Source organism: Ferviditalea candida (assembly GCF_035282765.1).
Taxonomy (GTDB): Bacteria; Bacillota; Bacilli; order Paenibacillales; family KCTC-25726; genus Ferviditalea; species Ferviditalea candida.
The window spans coordinates 1-16,581 of the sequence record NZ_JAYJLD010000034.1 but is presented as its reverse complement, the minus strand read 5'-3'; the positions used below and the strand labels follow the sequence as shown (position 1 = coordinate 16,581).

Annotated in this window: 15 protein-coding genes, 1 rRNA gene, 1 pseudogene and 1 riboswitch; of the genes and pseudogenes, 7 read left to right on the top strand and 10 right to left on the bottom strand. The window is 52.0% G+C overall.

The annotated features are described in order from the left end of the window. Window positions 1-11 precede the first annotated feature (11 nt). From purB to cbiQ, 4 genes are all read right to left on the bottom strand, one after another. Entirely contained in the window at window positions 12-1,307 is a 1,296-nt protein-coding gene (gene purB, locus VF724_RS17375) for an adenylosuccinate lyase (RefSeq protein ID WP_371755508.1), read from the bottom strand. After that, a complete protein-coding gene (purK, locus tag VF724_RS17370; RefSeq protein ID WP_371755507.1) occupies window positions 1,304-2,491 on the bottom strand; it encodes a 5-(carboxyamino)imidazole ribonucleotide synthase in 1,188 nt (395 codons plus the stop codon). Before purK ends, purB begins: the two co-directional genes overlap by 4 nt. Further along, window positions 2,488-2,973, bottom strand: coding sequence for a 5-(carboxyamino)imidazole ribonucleotide mutase (purE, locus tag VF724_RS17365; protein WP_371755506.1), 486 nt, complete (start codon window positions 2,971-2,973; stop codon window positions 2,488-2,490). Before purE ends, purK begins: the two co-directional genes overlap by 4 nt. Before the next feature lie 671 nt (window positions 2,974-3,644). Further along, on the bottom strand, window positions 3,645-5,240 hold the full coding sequence (gene cbiQ / locus VF724_RS17360) for a cobalt ECF transporter T component CbiQ (RefSeq protein WP_371755505.1): 1,596 nt from the start codon (window positions 5,238-5,240) through the stop codon (window positions 3,645-3,647). Between the two features lie 578 nt (window positions 5,241-5,818). Between cbiQ and VF724_RS17355 the strand changes: the two are divergent. Next, window positions 5,819-5,977, top strand: a pseudogene (locus VF724_RS17355) (IS110 family transposase); the annotation flags it as partial. 134 nt (window positions 5,978-6,111) lie between these two features. Here the strand turns inward: VF724_RS17355 and VF724_RS17350 are convergent. The 5 genes from VF724_RS17350 to VF724_RS17330 are packed head-to-tail and all read right to left on the bottom strand — an operon-like array spanning window position 6,112 to window position 10,990. Beyond that, window positions 6,112-7,089, bottom strand: coding sequence for an energy-coupling factor ABC transporter permease (locus tag VF724_RS17350; RefSeq protein WP_371755504.1), 978 nt, complete (start codon window positions 7,087-7,089; stop codon window positions 6,112-6,114). 2 nt (window positions 7,090-7,091) lie between these two features. Continuing rightward, window positions 7,092-8,243 (bottom strand): agmatinase family protein, encoded by a 1,152-nt coding sequence (locus VF724_RS17345; protein ID WP_371755503.1) that lies wholly within the window; start codon window positions 8,241-8,243, stop codon window positions 7,092-7,094. A gap of 31 nt (window positions 8,244-8,274) precedes the next feature. Continuing rightward, on the bottom strand, window positions 8,275-9,069 hold the full coding sequence (locus VF724_RS17340; RefSeq protein WP_371755502.1) for an ABC transporter ATP-binding protein: 795 nt from the start codon (window positions 9,067-9,069) through the stop codon (window positions 8,275-8,277). A 25-nt stretch (window positions 9,070-9,094) separates the two neighbouring features. Then, on the bottom strand, window positions 9,095-9,970 hold the full coding sequence (locus tag VF724_RS17335) for an ABC transporter permease (protein WP_371755501.1): 876 nt from the start codon (window positions 9,968-9,970) through the stop codon (window positions 9,095-9,097). A gap of 6 nt (window positions 9,971-9,976) precedes the next feature. Further along, window positions 9,977-10,990: an ABC transporter substrate-binding protein gene (locus VF724_RS17330; protein WP_371755500.1), complete on the bottom strand. Its 1,014-nt coding sequence runs from the start codon at window positions 10,988-10,990 to the stop codon at window positions 9,977-9,979. Between the two features lie 44 nt (window positions 10,991-11,034). Continuing rightward, window positions 11,035-11,165: riboswitch (guanidine-I (ykkC/yxkD leader) on the bottom strand. Window positions 11,166-11,420: 255 nt separating this feature from the next. Between VF724_RS17330 and VF724_RS17325 the strand changes: the two genes are divergently transcribed. The 6 genes from VF724_RS17325 (at window position 11,421) to VF724_RS17300 (ending at window position 16,192) form a co-directional block, all read left to right on the top strand. After that, window positions 11,421-11,723 carry an urease subunit gamma gene (locus VF724_RS17325; protein ID WP_371755499.1) on the top strand — a complete coding sequence of 101 codons (303 nt, stop codon included), beginning with the start codon at window positions 11,421-11,423 and terminating at the stop codon, window positions 11,721-11,723. 15 nt (window positions 11,724-11,738) lie between these two features. Continuing rightward, on the top strand, window positions 11,739-12,113 hold the full coding sequence (locus tag VF724_RS17320; RefSeq protein ID WP_371755498.1) for an urease subunit beta: 375 nt from the start codon (window positions 11,739-11,741) through the stop codon (window positions 12,111-12,113). Further along, window positions 12,106-13,839 (top strand): urease subunit alpha, encoded by a 1,734-nt coding sequence (gene ureC, locus VF724_RS17315; RefSeq protein ID WP_371755497.1) that lies wholly within the window; start codon window positions 12,106-12,108, stop codon window positions 13,837-13,839. The genes VF724_RS17320 and ureC overlap by 8 nt, the downstream gene beginning before the upstream one ends. 12 nt (window positions 13,840-13,851) lie before the next feature. Further along, window positions 13,852-14,541, top strand: coding sequence for an urease accessory protein UreF (locus VF724_RS17310; RefSeq protein ID WP_371755496.1), 690 nt, complete (start codon window positions 13,852-13,854; stop codon window positions 14,539-14,541). Window positions 14,542-14,616: 75 nt separating this feature from the next. Then, entirely contained in the window at window positions 14,617-15,303 is a 687-nt protein-coding gene (gene ureG / locus VF724_RS17305) for an urease accessory protein UreG (protein WP_371755495.1), read from the top strand. Continuing rightward, on the top strand, window positions 15,293-16,192 hold the full coding sequence (locus VF724_RS17300; RefSeq protein WP_503473104.1) for an urease accessory protein UreD: 900 nt from the start codon (window positions 15,293-15,295) through the stop codon (window positions 16,190-16,192). The genes ureG and VF724_RS17300 overlap by 11 nt, the downstream gene beginning before the upstream one ends. A gap of 291 nt (window positions 16,193-16,483) precedes the next feature. Here VF724_RS17300 and rrf read toward each other — a convergent pair. Then, window positions 16,484-16,581: ribosomal RNA gene (gene rrf, locus VF724_RS17295) — 5S ribosomal RNA — on the bottom strand; the annotation flags it as partial.

Genomic DNA, 16,581 nt, shown 5'->3' with positions numbered 1-16,581 from the left:
AAAAGCCTCCCTTAATGTAAACCGAGTCTTTGAAAAATGGTATCGACATGCTTCAAATGCCACTCCGGGTTAAACGCATCAGCGATTTCCTCAAGGCTCAAATGCTCGCGGATTGCCGCGTCGGATTCAATAATTTCGCGGAATGAGCGCTGCTCCTCCCACGCCTGCATGGCCCTAGGTTGCACCGTATCGTATGCGTGCTCCCTCGACAACCCTTTGTCGATCAGCTTGGTCATGACCCGGCCGGAGAACGGCACTCCGAAGGTGCGCTCGATATTGCGCTTCATGTTCTCCGGGAATACCGACAGATTCTTGATGATATTGCCGAGACGGTTCAGCATGTAATTGATGAGCATCGTCGCATCGGGAAGGATGATCCGTTCCACCGAGGAATGGGAAATGTCCCGTTCATGCCACAGCGGCACGTTCTCATATGCCGACACCATATGGCCGCGAATCACCCGGGCCAAACCGGAGATGTTTTCGCAGCCGATCGGATTGCGTTTGTGCGGCATCGCCGAGGAGCCTTTCTGGCCTTTGGCGAACGGTTCTTCGACCTCGCGGAACTCGCTTTTCTGAAGCGCCCGGATTTCCGTCGCAAATTTGTCCATCGATGTGGCGATCAGCGCCAGCGTCGCCATATATTCGGCATGGCGGTCGCGCTGCAGCGTCTGTGTGGAAATCGGCGCCGGCTTGATGCCGAGCTTTTCGCACACATAAGTTTCCACGAACGGATCGATATTCGCATAGGTGCCGACCGCGCCGGAAATTTTGCCGTACTGCACGCCGTCGGCGGCATGCCGGAAACGCTCGAGATTGCGCTTCATCTCTTCGTGCCACAGCGCCAGCTTCAATCCGAAGGTTGTCGGTTCCGCATGCACGCCGTGGGTTCGTCCCATCATAACCGTATATTTATGTTCAATCGCCTTGTCGCGCAAAATTTCGATAAACCGCACGATGTCCTGCTCGATGATCCGATTCGCTTGAAGCAAAAGATAGCCGAGCGACGTATCCACGACATCCGTGGATGTTAAGCCGTAATGAACCCATTTGCGCTCGGGGCCCAATGTCTCCGAAACGGCGCGGGTGAAGGCGATCACGTCATGACGAGTCTCCTGCTCGATTTCATGGATGCGGTCGATATTGAAGCCGGCGTTCTCCCTCAGCTTCTGCACGTCTTCCTTCGGGATTACCCCGAGCTCCGACCAAGCCTCGCACGAACTCAATTCCATTTCCAGCCATGCGCGAAACTTGTTCTCCTCCGTCCAGATTTTCGCCATTTCGGGTCGGGTGTAGCGTTCAATCATGTTTGGTCCTCCGAATTCCTTGAATTTTTTTCTGTCCAAATACCCGATGCTTCAATCCACTGCTCAGCAATGTCGATACGGTCCGTCAACAAGGTGACATGCCCCATCTTTCTATGGATTTTGCTTTCATCTTTCCCGTAGAGATGCACCTTGGCGATCATGCCGCCGGGCAAGCTCCCGTCGTCCTCCTCCATCCATTTGAGCAGCGGCTCCATATGCTCTCCGAGCACGTTGACCATCACCGCCGGCGTCGTCAGCTCCGTCGAGCCCAGCGGCAAATTGCAGATGGCCCGGATATGCTGTTCAAATTGCGAGGTTCTGCAGGCTTCGATCGTATAGTGCCCGGAATTGTGCGGTCTGGGCGCCAATTCATTGACATACAATTCGCCGCCGGGCGCAAGGAACATTTCGACCGCAATCAGGCCGATAACGTCGAGCCCTTCCGCGATCTTTTCCGCCAGCTCTCTGGCTCTGCGTTCGGTCTCTGCGCCGATGCGCGCGGGCACAATCGACTGATGCAGAATATTATGGACATGTATATTTTCCGCAGCAGGGAACGTTCTGATTTCACCGCTCGGGCTGCGCGCGGCAATCACCGATAATTCCTTTTCAAAATGAATGAATTTTTCCAGTACAAGCTCGGTTCCTGCGCGGCTTAATTCGGCATAAGCTTCCCCCGCTTCTCCCGGCGAACGAAGCACCCATTGGCCTTTCCCGTCATAGCCCCCGGTTGCGGTTTTCAAAACACAGGGAATGCCGAACTGTGCAATGCCTGCCTGCAGACTTGCCAGATCGGTAATTTCCATATATGGGGCGACCGGTACGCCCGAGGCCTCCACGGCCCTTTTTTCGCGAAGCCGATGCTGGGTCGTGTACAGCAGCTTGCTTCCTTGAGGAACGTATGACTCACGGCTGAGAACCTCGGCCACCTGGGCATCGACATTCTCAAATTCATAGGTGATGACATCGCTCATTTCAATCAGCGCCCGAGCCGCATCCACATCATGATAAGGCGCGATGATTTGGCGGTCGCTGACCTGGCCGCACGGTGAATCATCGGCGGGATCGAGCGTGACAAACCGGTAGCCCATATGCCTTCCGGCCAAAGCCATCATTCTCCCCAGCTGTCCTCCGCCAAGAATGCCGATCGTTCTTCCCGGCAAAATCACATTCGATCGGTTCATAGCTCATCACTGCTTCCCAGAACAGAAGCCCTTATGGCTTCCCTCCGCGAAATCAATTTGCTCCGGATGTCGGCGTCGGTTACACCGAGAATTTGCGCGGCCAAAAGCCCCGCATTCGTCGCGCCGGCCTTGCCGATCGCAACGGTCGCAACCGGTACGCCGCCCGGCATCTGCACGATCGAGAGCAGAGAATCCAATCCGTTCAAGGTCGAGGTTTGAACCGGTACGCCGATGACCGGAAGCACCGTCTTAGCGGCGACCATCCCGGGCAAGTGGGCGGCTCCGCCCGCGCCGGCAATGATCACCCGAATGCCCCGATCCGCCGCATGCTCGGCGTATTCAAACATATAATCCGGAGTGCGGTGCGCGGAAACGACTTTCTTCTCATAGGGGACCCCCAGTTCGTCCAGCACGTCGCAAGCGCGCTTCATCGTCTCCCAATCCGATTGACTTCCCATGATAACTCCAACCAAAGCGGACATCTTCCTACCTGCCTTCCGATAAATATGCAAATAAATATACAAAACCCTTCAAAATCCGACGAAAGAAGTATTGCGAAAATTTATTCGGAATGGTTATGGAGGGATAAGGGTGAGCACGGAAAGTTTACGTCCACCTTTACCGGGAATTAACCGCAAGAATTCAATCAAATTCCTGGTTTTAAGAGTGGTGGAGTGCCATCCCTTATCCGGAATAACCAATATATAAAATAAGAATTCGCATATTTCGTATCCGTCGGACAAACTCCATCAATATATTCATTATGAGCCTATATCCGAAGAATCATTTCCCAAAAAGAAAAAAGTCCAAAGGCGGTTCATCTCATAGCCTACCCGCTGGACATGGACATTTGCGGCAACCGTTGGGCGATGGCCGTTTTTCGAAAAAAGGGCAAAATAAAACCGAATAAACATCCGAACGCTCGCAGTACGAGTCAGTGTTATTCGTGTATGTGACAAAAAACTACATTTTTTCTGCACGCTTCATCGGCGCAACATTAGTTTATCAAGCTTTCATCCTGCATGTCAACCAAAAAAAACGAACGTTTCGAATAAACCTTTTCCGAAAAGTTCGTTTTTATTGGATCTCTTTATGCACATCGCTTGCTTTCTCCGATTTCCATACTTTTCATGCTTTCTTTACTGTCTGCACTTCAAATATCCCGCCGCTTTTTTTCGTTTTCGGCACGCTCTCCGGCATCCGAGCCGTTTACAAAATAGTCCCGGTTCATCATCATCCGCCAAATTATTTGCGCCGCCTGCCTGACCGTTCGCGGCCTCGCTTCTTCCCGAAGACCCCGGATCATCCGGAACGGCCTTGCCAGCCTGGGCAAATGCAAATCCGCCGCATGTATCCAGCGGTCCTCAAATAATAGATCGGCCGTTCCCGATGCAAGCACCTCTCCATCCTTGAGCAGGATCACCGTCTCGGCCCATTCAGCGGCAAAATCGACATCATGCGTCGCGACGATGATCGTAATTCCCATCAAATGCAGCGCTTCCAGAAGCGACTGGAGCTCATCTCTGCCCTTGGGATCCAGGTAGGCCATCGGCTCATCGAGTATGATCACCTCAGGTCTCATCGCCAGCACACCGGCAATCGCGACCCGCCTTTTTTGCCCGTAGCTCAGCTCGAACGGCGAGCGCTTGCGGTATTCCCGCATTCCGACGGACCCGAGAGCCATCTGCACCCGCTCTTCCACTTCTTCTTTCGGCAAACCCATATTGCTTGGGCCAAAGGCAACATCCTCCTCCACCGTCGCGGAGAAAATCTGATCGTCCGGATCCTGATAGACGACGCCTACCTTTTGCCGGATTTCGTTCAATTGCCCCCGTCCGATCCGCGTTCCTTTAAAATAGATTTCCCCGCGGTGCGGCTGCTCCAAACCGTTCAACAAGGAAATCAGCGTCGATTTTCCCGCGCCGTTCGGACCCATCAGGGCCACCTTGCCGCCGGTCGGAATTTGCAAATTCACGCCTTTCAGGGCGGCGATGTCTCCGTAGCGGTATTCCGCCTGCTTGACTTCCATAATCATTCGGGAGCTCCCCCTTTCCGCTGTCACCTTTTTCCCCGAGGCAATCCCCCCGTCGTAGCCGCCGCGCGCAAATATCGCATTATATATCCGCCAGCTTCGTCCGTAAGACCGGATAAACAGCACCCCGAGCAACTGTCCGAACCGGCGGTAGGTGCTGCGGCTCCACAGCCACCCTTCATTGGATAAGCCCCTGGATTTCTGCGCCTTGATCATGCTCCCCGCATCCTCGGTAAGCAGGAAGAAATACCGCATCATCATCGCCGTCATCTCGATCAGCACCGCAGGCACACCTAGCGTCCGCAGGCTTTTGATCAATTCAAACAGCGGAGTCGTGGACAGCAGGAAGGTAATCAGCAAATTGGCGCAAACCATTTTCATCAGAATGATGCCGGCATGAATCGCCCCTGCCTTTGTAGCGGCAAAGCCCCAAATGACGAACAGCGCTTCGCCCTGCCGGGTAAACGGCAAAAACATCAGCGAGCCCAGCCCGAACGGAAGGATAAGCAGCGTACGGGAGACCAAATAACGAAACGGGATTCCGATCCAAAGCAGCGCCAGCGCAAGCAGCAAAGCTTCGACGGCCAAAACTTCGATACTTGAAACTGCGACCGTTGCGGCCAACAGAAGGAACACCGTAAGCATTCGCATTCTCGGAGAACCCAGCTTCAGCGTTCGGCCATGCCGTTCTTGAACGTCAATCGCCAGCCCCTTCATGCCGTTCACTCCTCGTATAGTATTTCTTGAAGGCACTTGTGTTCCAATTTCCAGTCCCCTAGGGGACTGAGAGCGGCCTTCAAAATTTCCAATTTGTTATTTGAAAATTAAAATTGGGACTGGACTTTCCAGGATGTCTCTGGACAATGTAGCCGGGTCGGGGCAGCTCATGAACCGAAGTGTGTCCTCATATGCGAGGGTGACTGAGCGGCGAGTGCGCCGGAGGCATCCCGGAGAGTCCGTTCCCCGAATCCCTCAAAGAAAGGAGGAATTCCAATTGAAGCTATTTGTCGGTATTGACGTCAGTTCGGAAGAACTGGAAGCGTGTTTCATGAACCCTGAAGGCGATACGCTTAGACGCTGAAGGTGAAAAACAATCTGCAAGGTGCGTCCCATCTGAGAGACCGCATCGTCGCCGTTTCGGACAAGCTACCCTCTTAAGAAATCCACATCGGGCTTGAGGCCACCTCGGTCTACAGCTGGCATCCCGCGATGTACATGCACGAGGATCCAGCGCTAAGGGAGCATAAAGCCAAAGTTTTCACAATCAATCCGAAACTCGTCAGCAAGTTCAGGAAAGCCAGTACTACCGGAAAAAGTATAAGAAAGTTCCCAAGCATCAACATAAACGCGCCCTCGTCTTAACGGCAAGAAAACTTGTGCGTCTGCTCGATGTGCTGCTACGCAACGACCAACTCTACACGCCTCGAAGGAAGGTGAACAGCGCGAAGGATTAACGCCTCCTTTGCCAAAGTCCTTAAACGAATTACTAGTAAAAATTTGGTATTTTGCTTGATTTTCTGCTGGGTCTGTTTCGGCATGGTCATTTTCCCCGGCTCATGAGGCTTATTCCGAAATAAATTTCCAATTCTCATGAATTAGGTTCTTGACATCTTACCGCTGGACTTTTTGCGGTTATCCGATGATAGCCGTACAGCAACGCCATGATCATCAGCACGCCCGCCAAACCCGCGCCGGCCGTACCCCAAATTTTTCCTTCGGCAAAACCGATCTGATATCCCGCCAAGGGAGCATCTACGAAGCCGCTCTTGGCTTTTCCCGCGAATTGATGATCAATTGCCACTCGATCAAGACCGTCAGGCAATGTAGAAGCAAACGGCGACAAAAACACGACGATACCCATTGTAGCAAGCACCAATACCGCCCATTTCTTCATCCCGCCTGAGGTGTTCTGTTGACCGGTATCACCTAAATCTGCAGACTCGCTTCTGCCGGAGAAGACAATATTTCTCTCCCGCAAGTAGCCCACGACGAATGCGGTGATCAGTCCTTCGCCGATTCCGATCAACACATGCCATCCGGCCATCGCCGTCAGAGCCATCGGCAGCGGCACCGTGCCGGACACCGACAACAGCACCGATACCGCCGATGCCCCGGCCACCACCGAAAACCATGCCGATACAAAAGAGGAAGCGAAAGACCAACGTTCCGGAAAAATCGCCGTGAGCATTTTATATATTCCATATCCTAGAAAGTTCCCGATAAATCCCATGCACAGAATGTTGGCGCCCAGTACAGTAATCCCCCCGTCCTGAAAGACGAAGGCCTGAACGAGAATGACCGCGGTCATGATGACGGAGCCGATCCAAGGGCCGAACAATATAGAGGTCAGACTGCCTCCCAGAAAATGCCCCGAAGTAGCTCCCGCTACCGGGAAATTGATCATTTGGGCGGCGAACACGAAGGCTCCGATCAGTGACACCATCGGCACTTGTCTTCGTGTTACCGTCAAACGCGTCCGGCGCAGCGCCTCACTCAACACGGCGGCGCAAACCAGATCGGCCGCAATCCATGTTCGGGTATCCAGAAAGCCGTCCGGTATATGCATGCTTACTTTCCTCCTATTTTCCCGTTGTTCACCATCGTTGCCAGCACATCCAGCACCGCACGGGTCGCCAGCAGCGCCGTCGTGTCGCTGATGTCATAAGCCGGAGCCACTTCCACGACCTCCATGGCGGCAATTCCTTCCTTGGCCACCAACTGCAGCAGCTTCAGCGCTTCGCGCGGCAGAAATCCGCCCGGCTCCGGCCAGCCGGTTCCCGGCACAAATCCGCAATCGACGGAATCGATGTCGAAGCTCAAATACACCGCCTTCGCGCCCTTCCAAGCCACCTCCAGCGCCATTTCCGCGATCTTGTCGATCCCGAGGTTCTCCACATCGTTAATCGTCATGATCGTCGTGCCTCTCTCCCTGGCCACCTTTACGCCGGGACGGGGAACCTGCCAGCCGCCGATCCCGATCTGCACCAGATTGACCGCCGGCGCATTCTTGATGTTGGTTGCATGGAACCACGGCGTCGTGTGCATCCGTTCGTCCATGTCTTTTTCCTGAATATCGGCATGGCGGTCCAAGTGAATAATCCCAATGTTCCCGTCAACATTCTCCGCAACACCGCGTAGACAAGGGTAGCCGATCGCATGATCCCCGCCAAGAATGACCGGCATTGTCCCTTGGCTCATGACATGGGATACCGCTTTGCTGATTTGATCGAAGCTCTTTTCAATGTTCGCTATCGTAAACACGTCGCCGACATCGCAGATTTTCAGCTGCTCGCGCAAATCGACGCCCATTTCATAATTATAGGTTTGATACAGCGCGGAGATCCGACGAATCGCCTGCGGACCGAAGCGTGTGCCGGAACGATAAGTCGTGCCGATATCAAAGGGTACGCCCATCACCGCGACATCATATTCGCCCACCCGATTGACATCTTCCAAATAGGGCATCTTCAAGAAAGTGTTAATTCCCGCATAATGCGGCAGTTCGCCGCGGCTGAAGCAGGAAATCGTGCGGTCCTCGATGCTTTCGGCCGCCTCCAGACCGTTTTTCAACGAATTTCGGATTTCCTCCTCCCCGCGCGCCGTCGGAAGGGTCGCTTCCTTAAAGGCGGCTTGGATTCCGTGCAGATCCTCTCTATTGAAAGATGTCGTATCCGAATTGTTCTTTTTGTAATTCAGCCCGTGTGAATCAAAAAATCCCATGATCATTTCCTCCCCTATTATGACTAATTGATTAATGCGCTGGCTTCAGCAATGAGATCATTTCCCGTTTGAGCTCAAGGAATTTGGGATACCCTCTCGTTTCCGCCGTTCTTTCTGCAGGCAGATCTACCTGAAATTCCCTGACAATTCGCCCCGGATGAGCGGCCATCACAACAACCCGCTGCGATAAGAATATCGCTTCATCCATATCGTGAGTGATAAAGACTACCGTCGTTTTTTCCTTTCTCCAAACCTCCATCAACATTTCCTGCATCTCCAGCTTGGTCTGCGCGTCAAGCGCGCCGAACGGCTCATCCATCAGCAAAACCTTGGGTTTGTTGGCCAACGCCCTGGCAATCGCCACCCGCTGCTTCATGCCGCCGGACAGCTGTTTCGGCAGCGCGTTGGCAAAGGATTCAAGGCGGATCAAGCGAAGATAGTGATTCGAGATCGCGCGACGTTCCAGAATAGGCACCCCTTGCAATTTCGGACCATATTCGATGTTCTGGCGGACGGTCAGCCACGGAAACAGCGTATATCCTTGAAACACCATTCCTCGGTCGGCACCCGGCCCCGTCACTTCCTCTCCTTCAATCAGCACCCGCCCTTCCGTCGGTTCCTCCAGCCCGGCAATCAGCTTCAGCACCGTGGATTTCCCGCAACCGGAAGGGCCTACGATGCTCAGAAACTCGTTCTTCTTCAGGGAAAGACGGATATTGTGCAGCGCCTCAAATTCGGAATGCTTCGTTTTGTATACTTTGCGAAGTCCGACAACATCGATCTGATTGTGGTCTTTCACTTGTGGTTCCATAAAAGATCCGCCCATCGGGGCACCTCCTGTCTTTCATTCCTTACACCCAAGGGAACAAACGCTTGTTGACGAAGGCGAAGATTCGGTCGCTGATCAATCCGAGCAAGCCGATGACGATAATGCCGACAAAAATCTGGTCCGTATTCAAAAACCGCTGCGCCTTCATGATGGCATATCCCAGCCCGCTGTTTACGGCCACCAATTCCGCTACAACCAAATACGTCCATGCCCATCCCAAAATCAAGCGGAGCGTGTTCATCAAACTCGGAAGCATGGAAGGGATGAGCACCGTTTCAATGACCTGCCATCTGCTGCCTCCAAGCGTGTACGAAGCCTGAAGCAAATCGTCCGGCACCTTCCGGGTGTTGTCCGCGACCATCAGCACCAGCTGAAAAAAAGAACCGATGAAGATCACCAATACCTTTGCCCATTCCCCGATTCCTGCCCATACCATAATCAGCGGGATAAACGCAACAGCGGGCATATACCGGACAAACTCCATCAGCGGTTCGACGATCGCCTCACCCACCTTGAACGTTCCAGCAAAGATGCCCAAGGGAATGCCGATCGCGCAGGCCAGCAAAAACCCGGCCGTTACCCGAAACATGCTGATGCCGATATGCCCCCAATAGATTGAGGTTCCTAACAATTGAAAAAACTCGACAACAACTTGATGGGGCTTGGGCAAAAATGTCTGGTTCACCGCTTCCGAATAGCTTAAGAGAGACCACAGCAGCAAAACGAACAGGAATGACCCCAGCGACAGCATCAAAAACAATCTCTGATGAATATCCCGATGAATCTCCCAATGCTTGCTTTTCCGATTTCGCGGCCGCACATCGCGCAGTTCACTCTCCGCCGGATTTCCGCCCCCCGGAAGCACGGCCGACTTCATGAGCTTTTTGGGCATTCCCATGCTCCATCACCTCGCGGTCACATTTTTCACGAATTTCGGCTCAAGCGCCTTGGACACATCCGGAAGCTTATCGATCATATTCAGCTTCTTGAGGAATTCCGCCGTTTTTCCGCCGGTATAAGCCAGCGACTCAAAGCTTTCGGCAGGCTCAAAAGCCTTCAGGTTATCGTCCAGATTGAAAATTTTCACGCTCTCCAATCCCAGCTTGAAATCCTCCGGCGAGGTATCAGCCTTCTTGGCCATAATCGCTATGGATTCGTCCGGATGTTCCTTAAAGTAATTCAAAGTATCGAACCAGGCATCGATAATTTTTTGCACATCCTCCGGACGTTTGGTTACGGTATCCTCACGAAATACCAGCAAGTCGGGAATCAGACCCGGGGTTTGTTTGGAGGAAAACAGCACCTTGCCCTTGCCCTCTTTAACCGCCGTCGTTTGGAAAGGTTCCCACAGCACAGAGGCGTCGGTTTTGCCGTTGATGAAGGCGGGGCCTGCATCGTTGACCGTCATGTTCACATAGTTGATGTCGCTCTCCGACATTCCGTTTTGCTCCAGGGCCGTCAGCAGCAGGAAGTGATCCACTGTCCCCAATTCCGTCGCCACCGTTTTCCCCTTCAGATCTTTGACCGATTGGATCTTGGGCTTCGCCACGATCGCATCGCCGCCGTTGGAATTGTCATTCACCAGCACGACCTTCAGTCCGATTCCCTTAGACAAGGGCGCCAGGGTATCGCTTAACGTTTGACTGTTCGCATCCACCTGGCCGGTCGAGAGGGCCTGCAGGGAGTCGCTGTACACCGGGAACCATTTGAGCTCAACATTCACGCCGTGCTTTTTGAAAAATCCTTTCTCTTCGGTCAAAAACCAGAAAAACCAACCGGGCCAAGGACTTAATGCGATTTTGATCGGTTCCCCTTCAGCTCCCGCACTTGCCTCTCGGTCTTTTCCATTGGAGCAGCCTGTAAAGATAACCGTCATGACCAACAGGAATGCCAATCCACTCAGAAACCATTTTTTCATCCCAATCCCTCCTCTTTAAAATATAAAAGCCATGGAAGATTTGGTCCTCCCAGGCTTTTGTCCCTCCGTGTTATATAAGCAAAATGGACCTTTGCGCATCCGCTTTGTTTATACGCCGTCTCTCGGACCAGCTTGAATGCGGGAAACACCCAACGGAACCCTAGACAGCTATATTGCTATGTTTTTTCCGAACATTGATTCAATTTATCCTTACGATGTTCGTGTTTTTATTATATTCCGCAAAACCACTTATGTCAATATATATAACATAAATACTATTTTAATTATGATTTTCTTTATTTCTGGACATTTTTTATATATAAAATCGATATTTATATCCAATAATATGTTAATTTATTTTACATTTATGATTGATAAAATTATATATGTAAGATATTATTACATATATAACAATTAAAGGAGGAAGCCCATGCACCTTACCGATCGAGAGAAGGAAAAACTGCTGATCACCATGGCTGCTCAGCTGGCCCAAAAAAGACGCGAGCGGGGACTGAAATTAAACTATCCCGAAGCCATGGCGCTCATTACCTCAGAATTATTGGAGCGGGCCAGGGACGGTTCGACCGTTGCCGAGCTGATGGCTTTCGGCGGAACCATCCTGACCAGGGAAGACGTGATGGAGGGTATTCCTGAAATGATCGCCGAAGTGCAGGTGGAGGCCACCTTTCCGGACGGCACGAAGCTGGTCACCATTCATGAGCCTATTCGATAGAGAGGAGCGGTCGGCATGATACCTGGAGAATTTCGCATTCAGCCGGGGGATTTGGAAATCAATCAGGATCGAAAAACGATTTCCTTGATCGTAGTCAATAAAGGGGATCGTCCGATTCAGGTCGGCTCACATTTTCATTTTTACGAAGTGAACAAAGCGATGCATTTTGATCGTTCCGCCGCTTTCGGGATGCGCTTGAACATTCCGGCGGGGACTGCCGTGCGGTTTGAGCCGGGGGAAGAAAAACCAGTCGAGCTGGTCAGCTTCAGGGGATTCAAAAGAGTCTTCGGGTTGAACGGGCTTACATCAGGTCCTATGGAACCTGCCCCGGATTCACTGGAATTAAATGAACGCATACTGCGATGGAAAGGGGAGGCGGATCATGGCTAAAATGACAAGGGTGCAGTATGCCTCCATTTTCGGACCGACCACAGGCGACGCCGTGCGATTGGCGGATACGGATTTATGGGCAGCCATCGAAAAAGACTTCACCGTATATGGAGATGAGTGCAAATTCGGCGGAGGCAAGGTCATTCGGGACGGTATGGGCCAATCCTCCGGCACAACCAGGGAAGGCTCATCGGACGGCCTTGCGCTGGATTTGGTTATTACCAACGCTGTCATTATTGATCACTCCGGTATTATTAAGGCGGATATCGGAATTCGCGACGGCAAAATCGCGGGAATCGGCAAAGCGGGAAACCCGGATACGATGGAGGGCGTGCACCCGAATTTAATTGTGGCAGCCAGCACCGAGGTCGTTGCTGGAGAGGGCTTGATTGCCACAGCCGGCGGGATCGACAGCCACATCCATTTTATCTGTCCGCAGCAGATCGAGACCGCTCTGGACTCTGGCATTACCACCATGATCGGCGGAGGCACCGGCCCTGCCACCGGGACGAACGCCACCACCTGCACACCGGGAGCATGGAACATCCACCGGATGCTTGAGGCCGCCGAAGCGTTCCCGATGAATCTCGGCTTTCTCGGCAAAGGCAACAGCTCTTTCCCGGCGCCGCTCGCCGAGCAAATCGAAGCCGGCGCGATCGGACTCAAGCTGCACGAGGACTGGGGCACGACTCCGTCGGCAATAGACAACTGCTTGACGGTTGCCGACCGGTATGATGTTCAAGTGGCGATCCACACAGATACTTTGAATGAAGCCGGCTTTGTGGAGGATACGATTGCCGCCATCAAAGGCAGAACGATTCATACTTACCATACGGAAGGAGCCGGAGGAGGACACGCCCCGGACATTATCCGGTTGGCGGGTGAAGCCAACATCATTCCTTCCTCGACGAATCCGACACGCCCTTATACCGTCAATACCATTGAAGAGCACCTGGATATGCTGATGGTCTGCCATCATCTCGACAGCTCGATTCCGGAAGACGTCGCTTTCGCCGATTCGCGCATTCGTCCCGAGACAATTGCCGCAGAGGATATTCTCCACGATCGGGGAGTTTTCAGCATCATCAGCTCGGATTCACAGGCCATGGGACGCGTTGGCGAGGTGATCATCCGCACCTGGCAGACGGCCGACAAAATGAAAAAGCAGTTCGGTGAACTGCCTGAGGATGCAGCTGCGGGAAGCGGAGACAATTTCCGCATCAAACGATATATCGCCAAATATACGATCAATCCCGCCATCGCACACGGCATCTCGCATATCGTCGGTTCCATCGAAACAGGCAAATTGGCGGATATCGTGCTTTGGAAGCCGGCATTTTTCGGCATTAAGCCCGAATTGGTCATTAAGGGCGGATTCATCGCGTATGCCCAAATGGGCGATCCGAATGCTTCCATACCGACGCCGCAACCCGTTTATGGGCGAACCATGTTTGGAGCATATGGGAATGCGGTTCATAGCACATCTATCACGTTCGTCTCCCAGGCGGCGATCGACCGCGGAATTCCCCAGCGGTTGCAGCTGAAAAAACGCATAGAGCCTGTCAAGAACTGCAGGAACATTGGCAAGAAAGACATGATGCTGAACGACCGCACACCAAAAATCGAGGTGAATCCGGAGACGTATGAAGTGAAAGTCGATGGTGAACCGGTTACATGCGAGCCAGCCGAAGTTCTGCCTATGGCTCAGCGATACTTTTTATTTTAGGAGGTGGTTTTCGTGTCATTTGAAACGCGCTTTCTTTATTACGTGCAGATGCTCGATTCCGCTCTTCCAATCGGCGGATTTTCACACTCTTTCGGATTGGAAACTTACGTTCAGAACGGGAAAGTTTCCACTATGGAAGACCTGGAGGATTATGTGCTTTCACAGATTCATAACAGCTGGGTTCGCCTGGAGGGCCTGGCCATCAAAGGCATGTATACCGCTATTGCCAATGACGATATGTGGAGCCTGGGCCTGTATGACAAAATCATTCATGTTCAACGGACTCCGCTTGAATCCAGACAAGGGCTTCATAAAATGGGGAAGCGTCTTCTTCGTCTGGCTAAATCGCTTTATCCGTTTATTTCCTTCAGCGAATTGGAAAGCTCTATCAAAGAATACGGGATAGGCACACTCCCGACTATTCATGCATGGATTGCCTATCACTTGGAACTGCCGGTCGATGACGCCGTTAAAGGTTATCTTTATTCCAGCGTCGTCATGGTCACCAACAGCGCATTGCGCTTGATGTCAATCGGACAGACAGACGGACAGATGATTATCCGCAGGGCGATTCCGGTTATTGAAGAGGAATGGAAAAAAATCAGGGATCTTCCCGTGGAACAGCTGCACTCTTTTTCCGTTGCCCAGGAGATCCGCTCAATGAATCATGAAATCCTGTATTCCCGATTATTTATGTCATAAATCATTAAACTGTTAAATTTCCCATTTCCCATGTCATTATTGCAAGATCTTGTCTATCCAAAAGGAGGAAGCGTCATGTGTCAAGGATCCGATCACTCCCATGAGCAGTGGGAGACACCCGTTTATGTCGTTAACCGTCCAATCCGCATAGGAATCGGGGGACCGGTCGGTTCAGGAAAAACCGCGCTCGTCGAAAAGCTCGCCAAAAGTCTGCGCGACCGTTATCAGCTTGCCGTAATAACAAACGATATCTATACAAAAGAAGATGCCGAAATATTGATCCGTCAAGCCGCCCTTCCCGCCGAAAGAATCATTGGAGTCGAAACCGGAGGGTGCCCGCATACGGCCATACGGGAAGATGCATCGATGAATTTTGAAGCGATTGAAGAGCTGGAGGCCCGTTTCCCCGATTTGGACATCATCTTTATCGAAAGCGGAGGAGACAACTTGGCCGCTGCATTTAGTCCCGAATTGGTCGACCGGTTTATTTATATCATTGACGTCGCCCAAGGCGAGAAACTTCCCCGAAAAGGCGGTCCGGGAATTATGCGCTCCGATCTACTGGTGATCAACAAAATCGATTTGGCCCCCCATGTCGGAGCAAGTCTTGAGATCATGAAACAGGACACCGAAAAAATGCGCGGCCTGCTCCCCTACGTGCTCACCAACCTGATGACCGGAGAAGGCCTCAATTACTTAATCCTCTGGCTGGAGCACGAGCTGAGCCACATGACCGGACAGCACCACTCACATGAAGCTTGATTTCAACCTGCGAAACCCGTTTCCGCCTGCAGCTTCTGACAACATGCCAGCGTTCATGAAGTCCGCTGGCAGCACAAACAACCAGCGACGTCTATCCGGTAAATTTTCAGTGCGCAATGGTGTGACTGTCCTGACGGATCGTTTTCATGAAGCTCCAATGAAAATCTCCAAGACCCATCGAATTGAAGACAGCGATCAGTTGTATGTCTGCATCATGGATGCTTCACCGGGAATGCTTGAAGGCGATCATTATCAAATCGAAATGAAGCTGGAACCGGAAAGCAAAGTGTTTCTCACCAACCAAGCTTCCACCAAGCTGCATCCAGCCCGTCACGAAGGGGCTCTGCTGAATCAAACTTTTTATGTTGATGAACGTTCTCTGCTTGAATATTTTCCCGAGCCGATTGTTCCTTTTGCATCCAGCAAAACGGAAATGAACACCGTTTTCCATCTCGGTCCACAGGCAGTCTTGTTTTACGCAGATATCATTACACCTGGGCGCCTTCATAGGGATGAAAAATTTTTATATCAATCCCTGCGAATGAACACGGAAATTTATCGCGAGGGACGACTGGCTGTTTGGGATCATTTTTATCTGGAACCGATGATTCACCGTTATCATTCCACAGGCGCATTTGAAGAATACACACATTTGGGAACGTTCTGGCTTTGTTCTGAACATGACGGTGAACATCTGCTCAAGCGGATTCGCGAGCTATTTCCGGCTCATTCCAAAGTTCTGATGGGAACAAGCTTGACTGCCGAACGGGATATCCATGTCCGTATGCTTGGACACAGCGTATGGGAGCTCCAATCGGCCATTCGTGAAATATGGAAATTGTCCCGCCTTCACCTGCTGAACAGCCAGCCCTTGCTGATTCGGAAATAATCAAGCTGATTTATGCCTCGTCTCAGGTTTTCTCAGATGACCTTTTTCAGTTTCGGGAAAGGTCTTTTACTTTGGCCGTCCGGCATCATTAGGCGAGCAGTTTGTATGGTCCCTGGATTCATAAGATTAATTTTGTCTTCAAATACCTGCATAAACCGCACGCATTTTTAAGCCGCATTCCGCTTCTTTGCCTTGCTTCGATCCGTCCGTTCCGATACTCTTCGGGGAGTGGACGGCGTACAAATAAAAACGCCCCTGATCGGCCAATCGATCAGAGACGTTCTTCGTTTCGCTTGGCAACGTCCTACTCTCCCAGGACCCTTCGGTCCAAGTACCATCGGCGCTGGAGGGCTTAACGTTCGTGTTCGGGATGGGTACGCGTGGTTCCC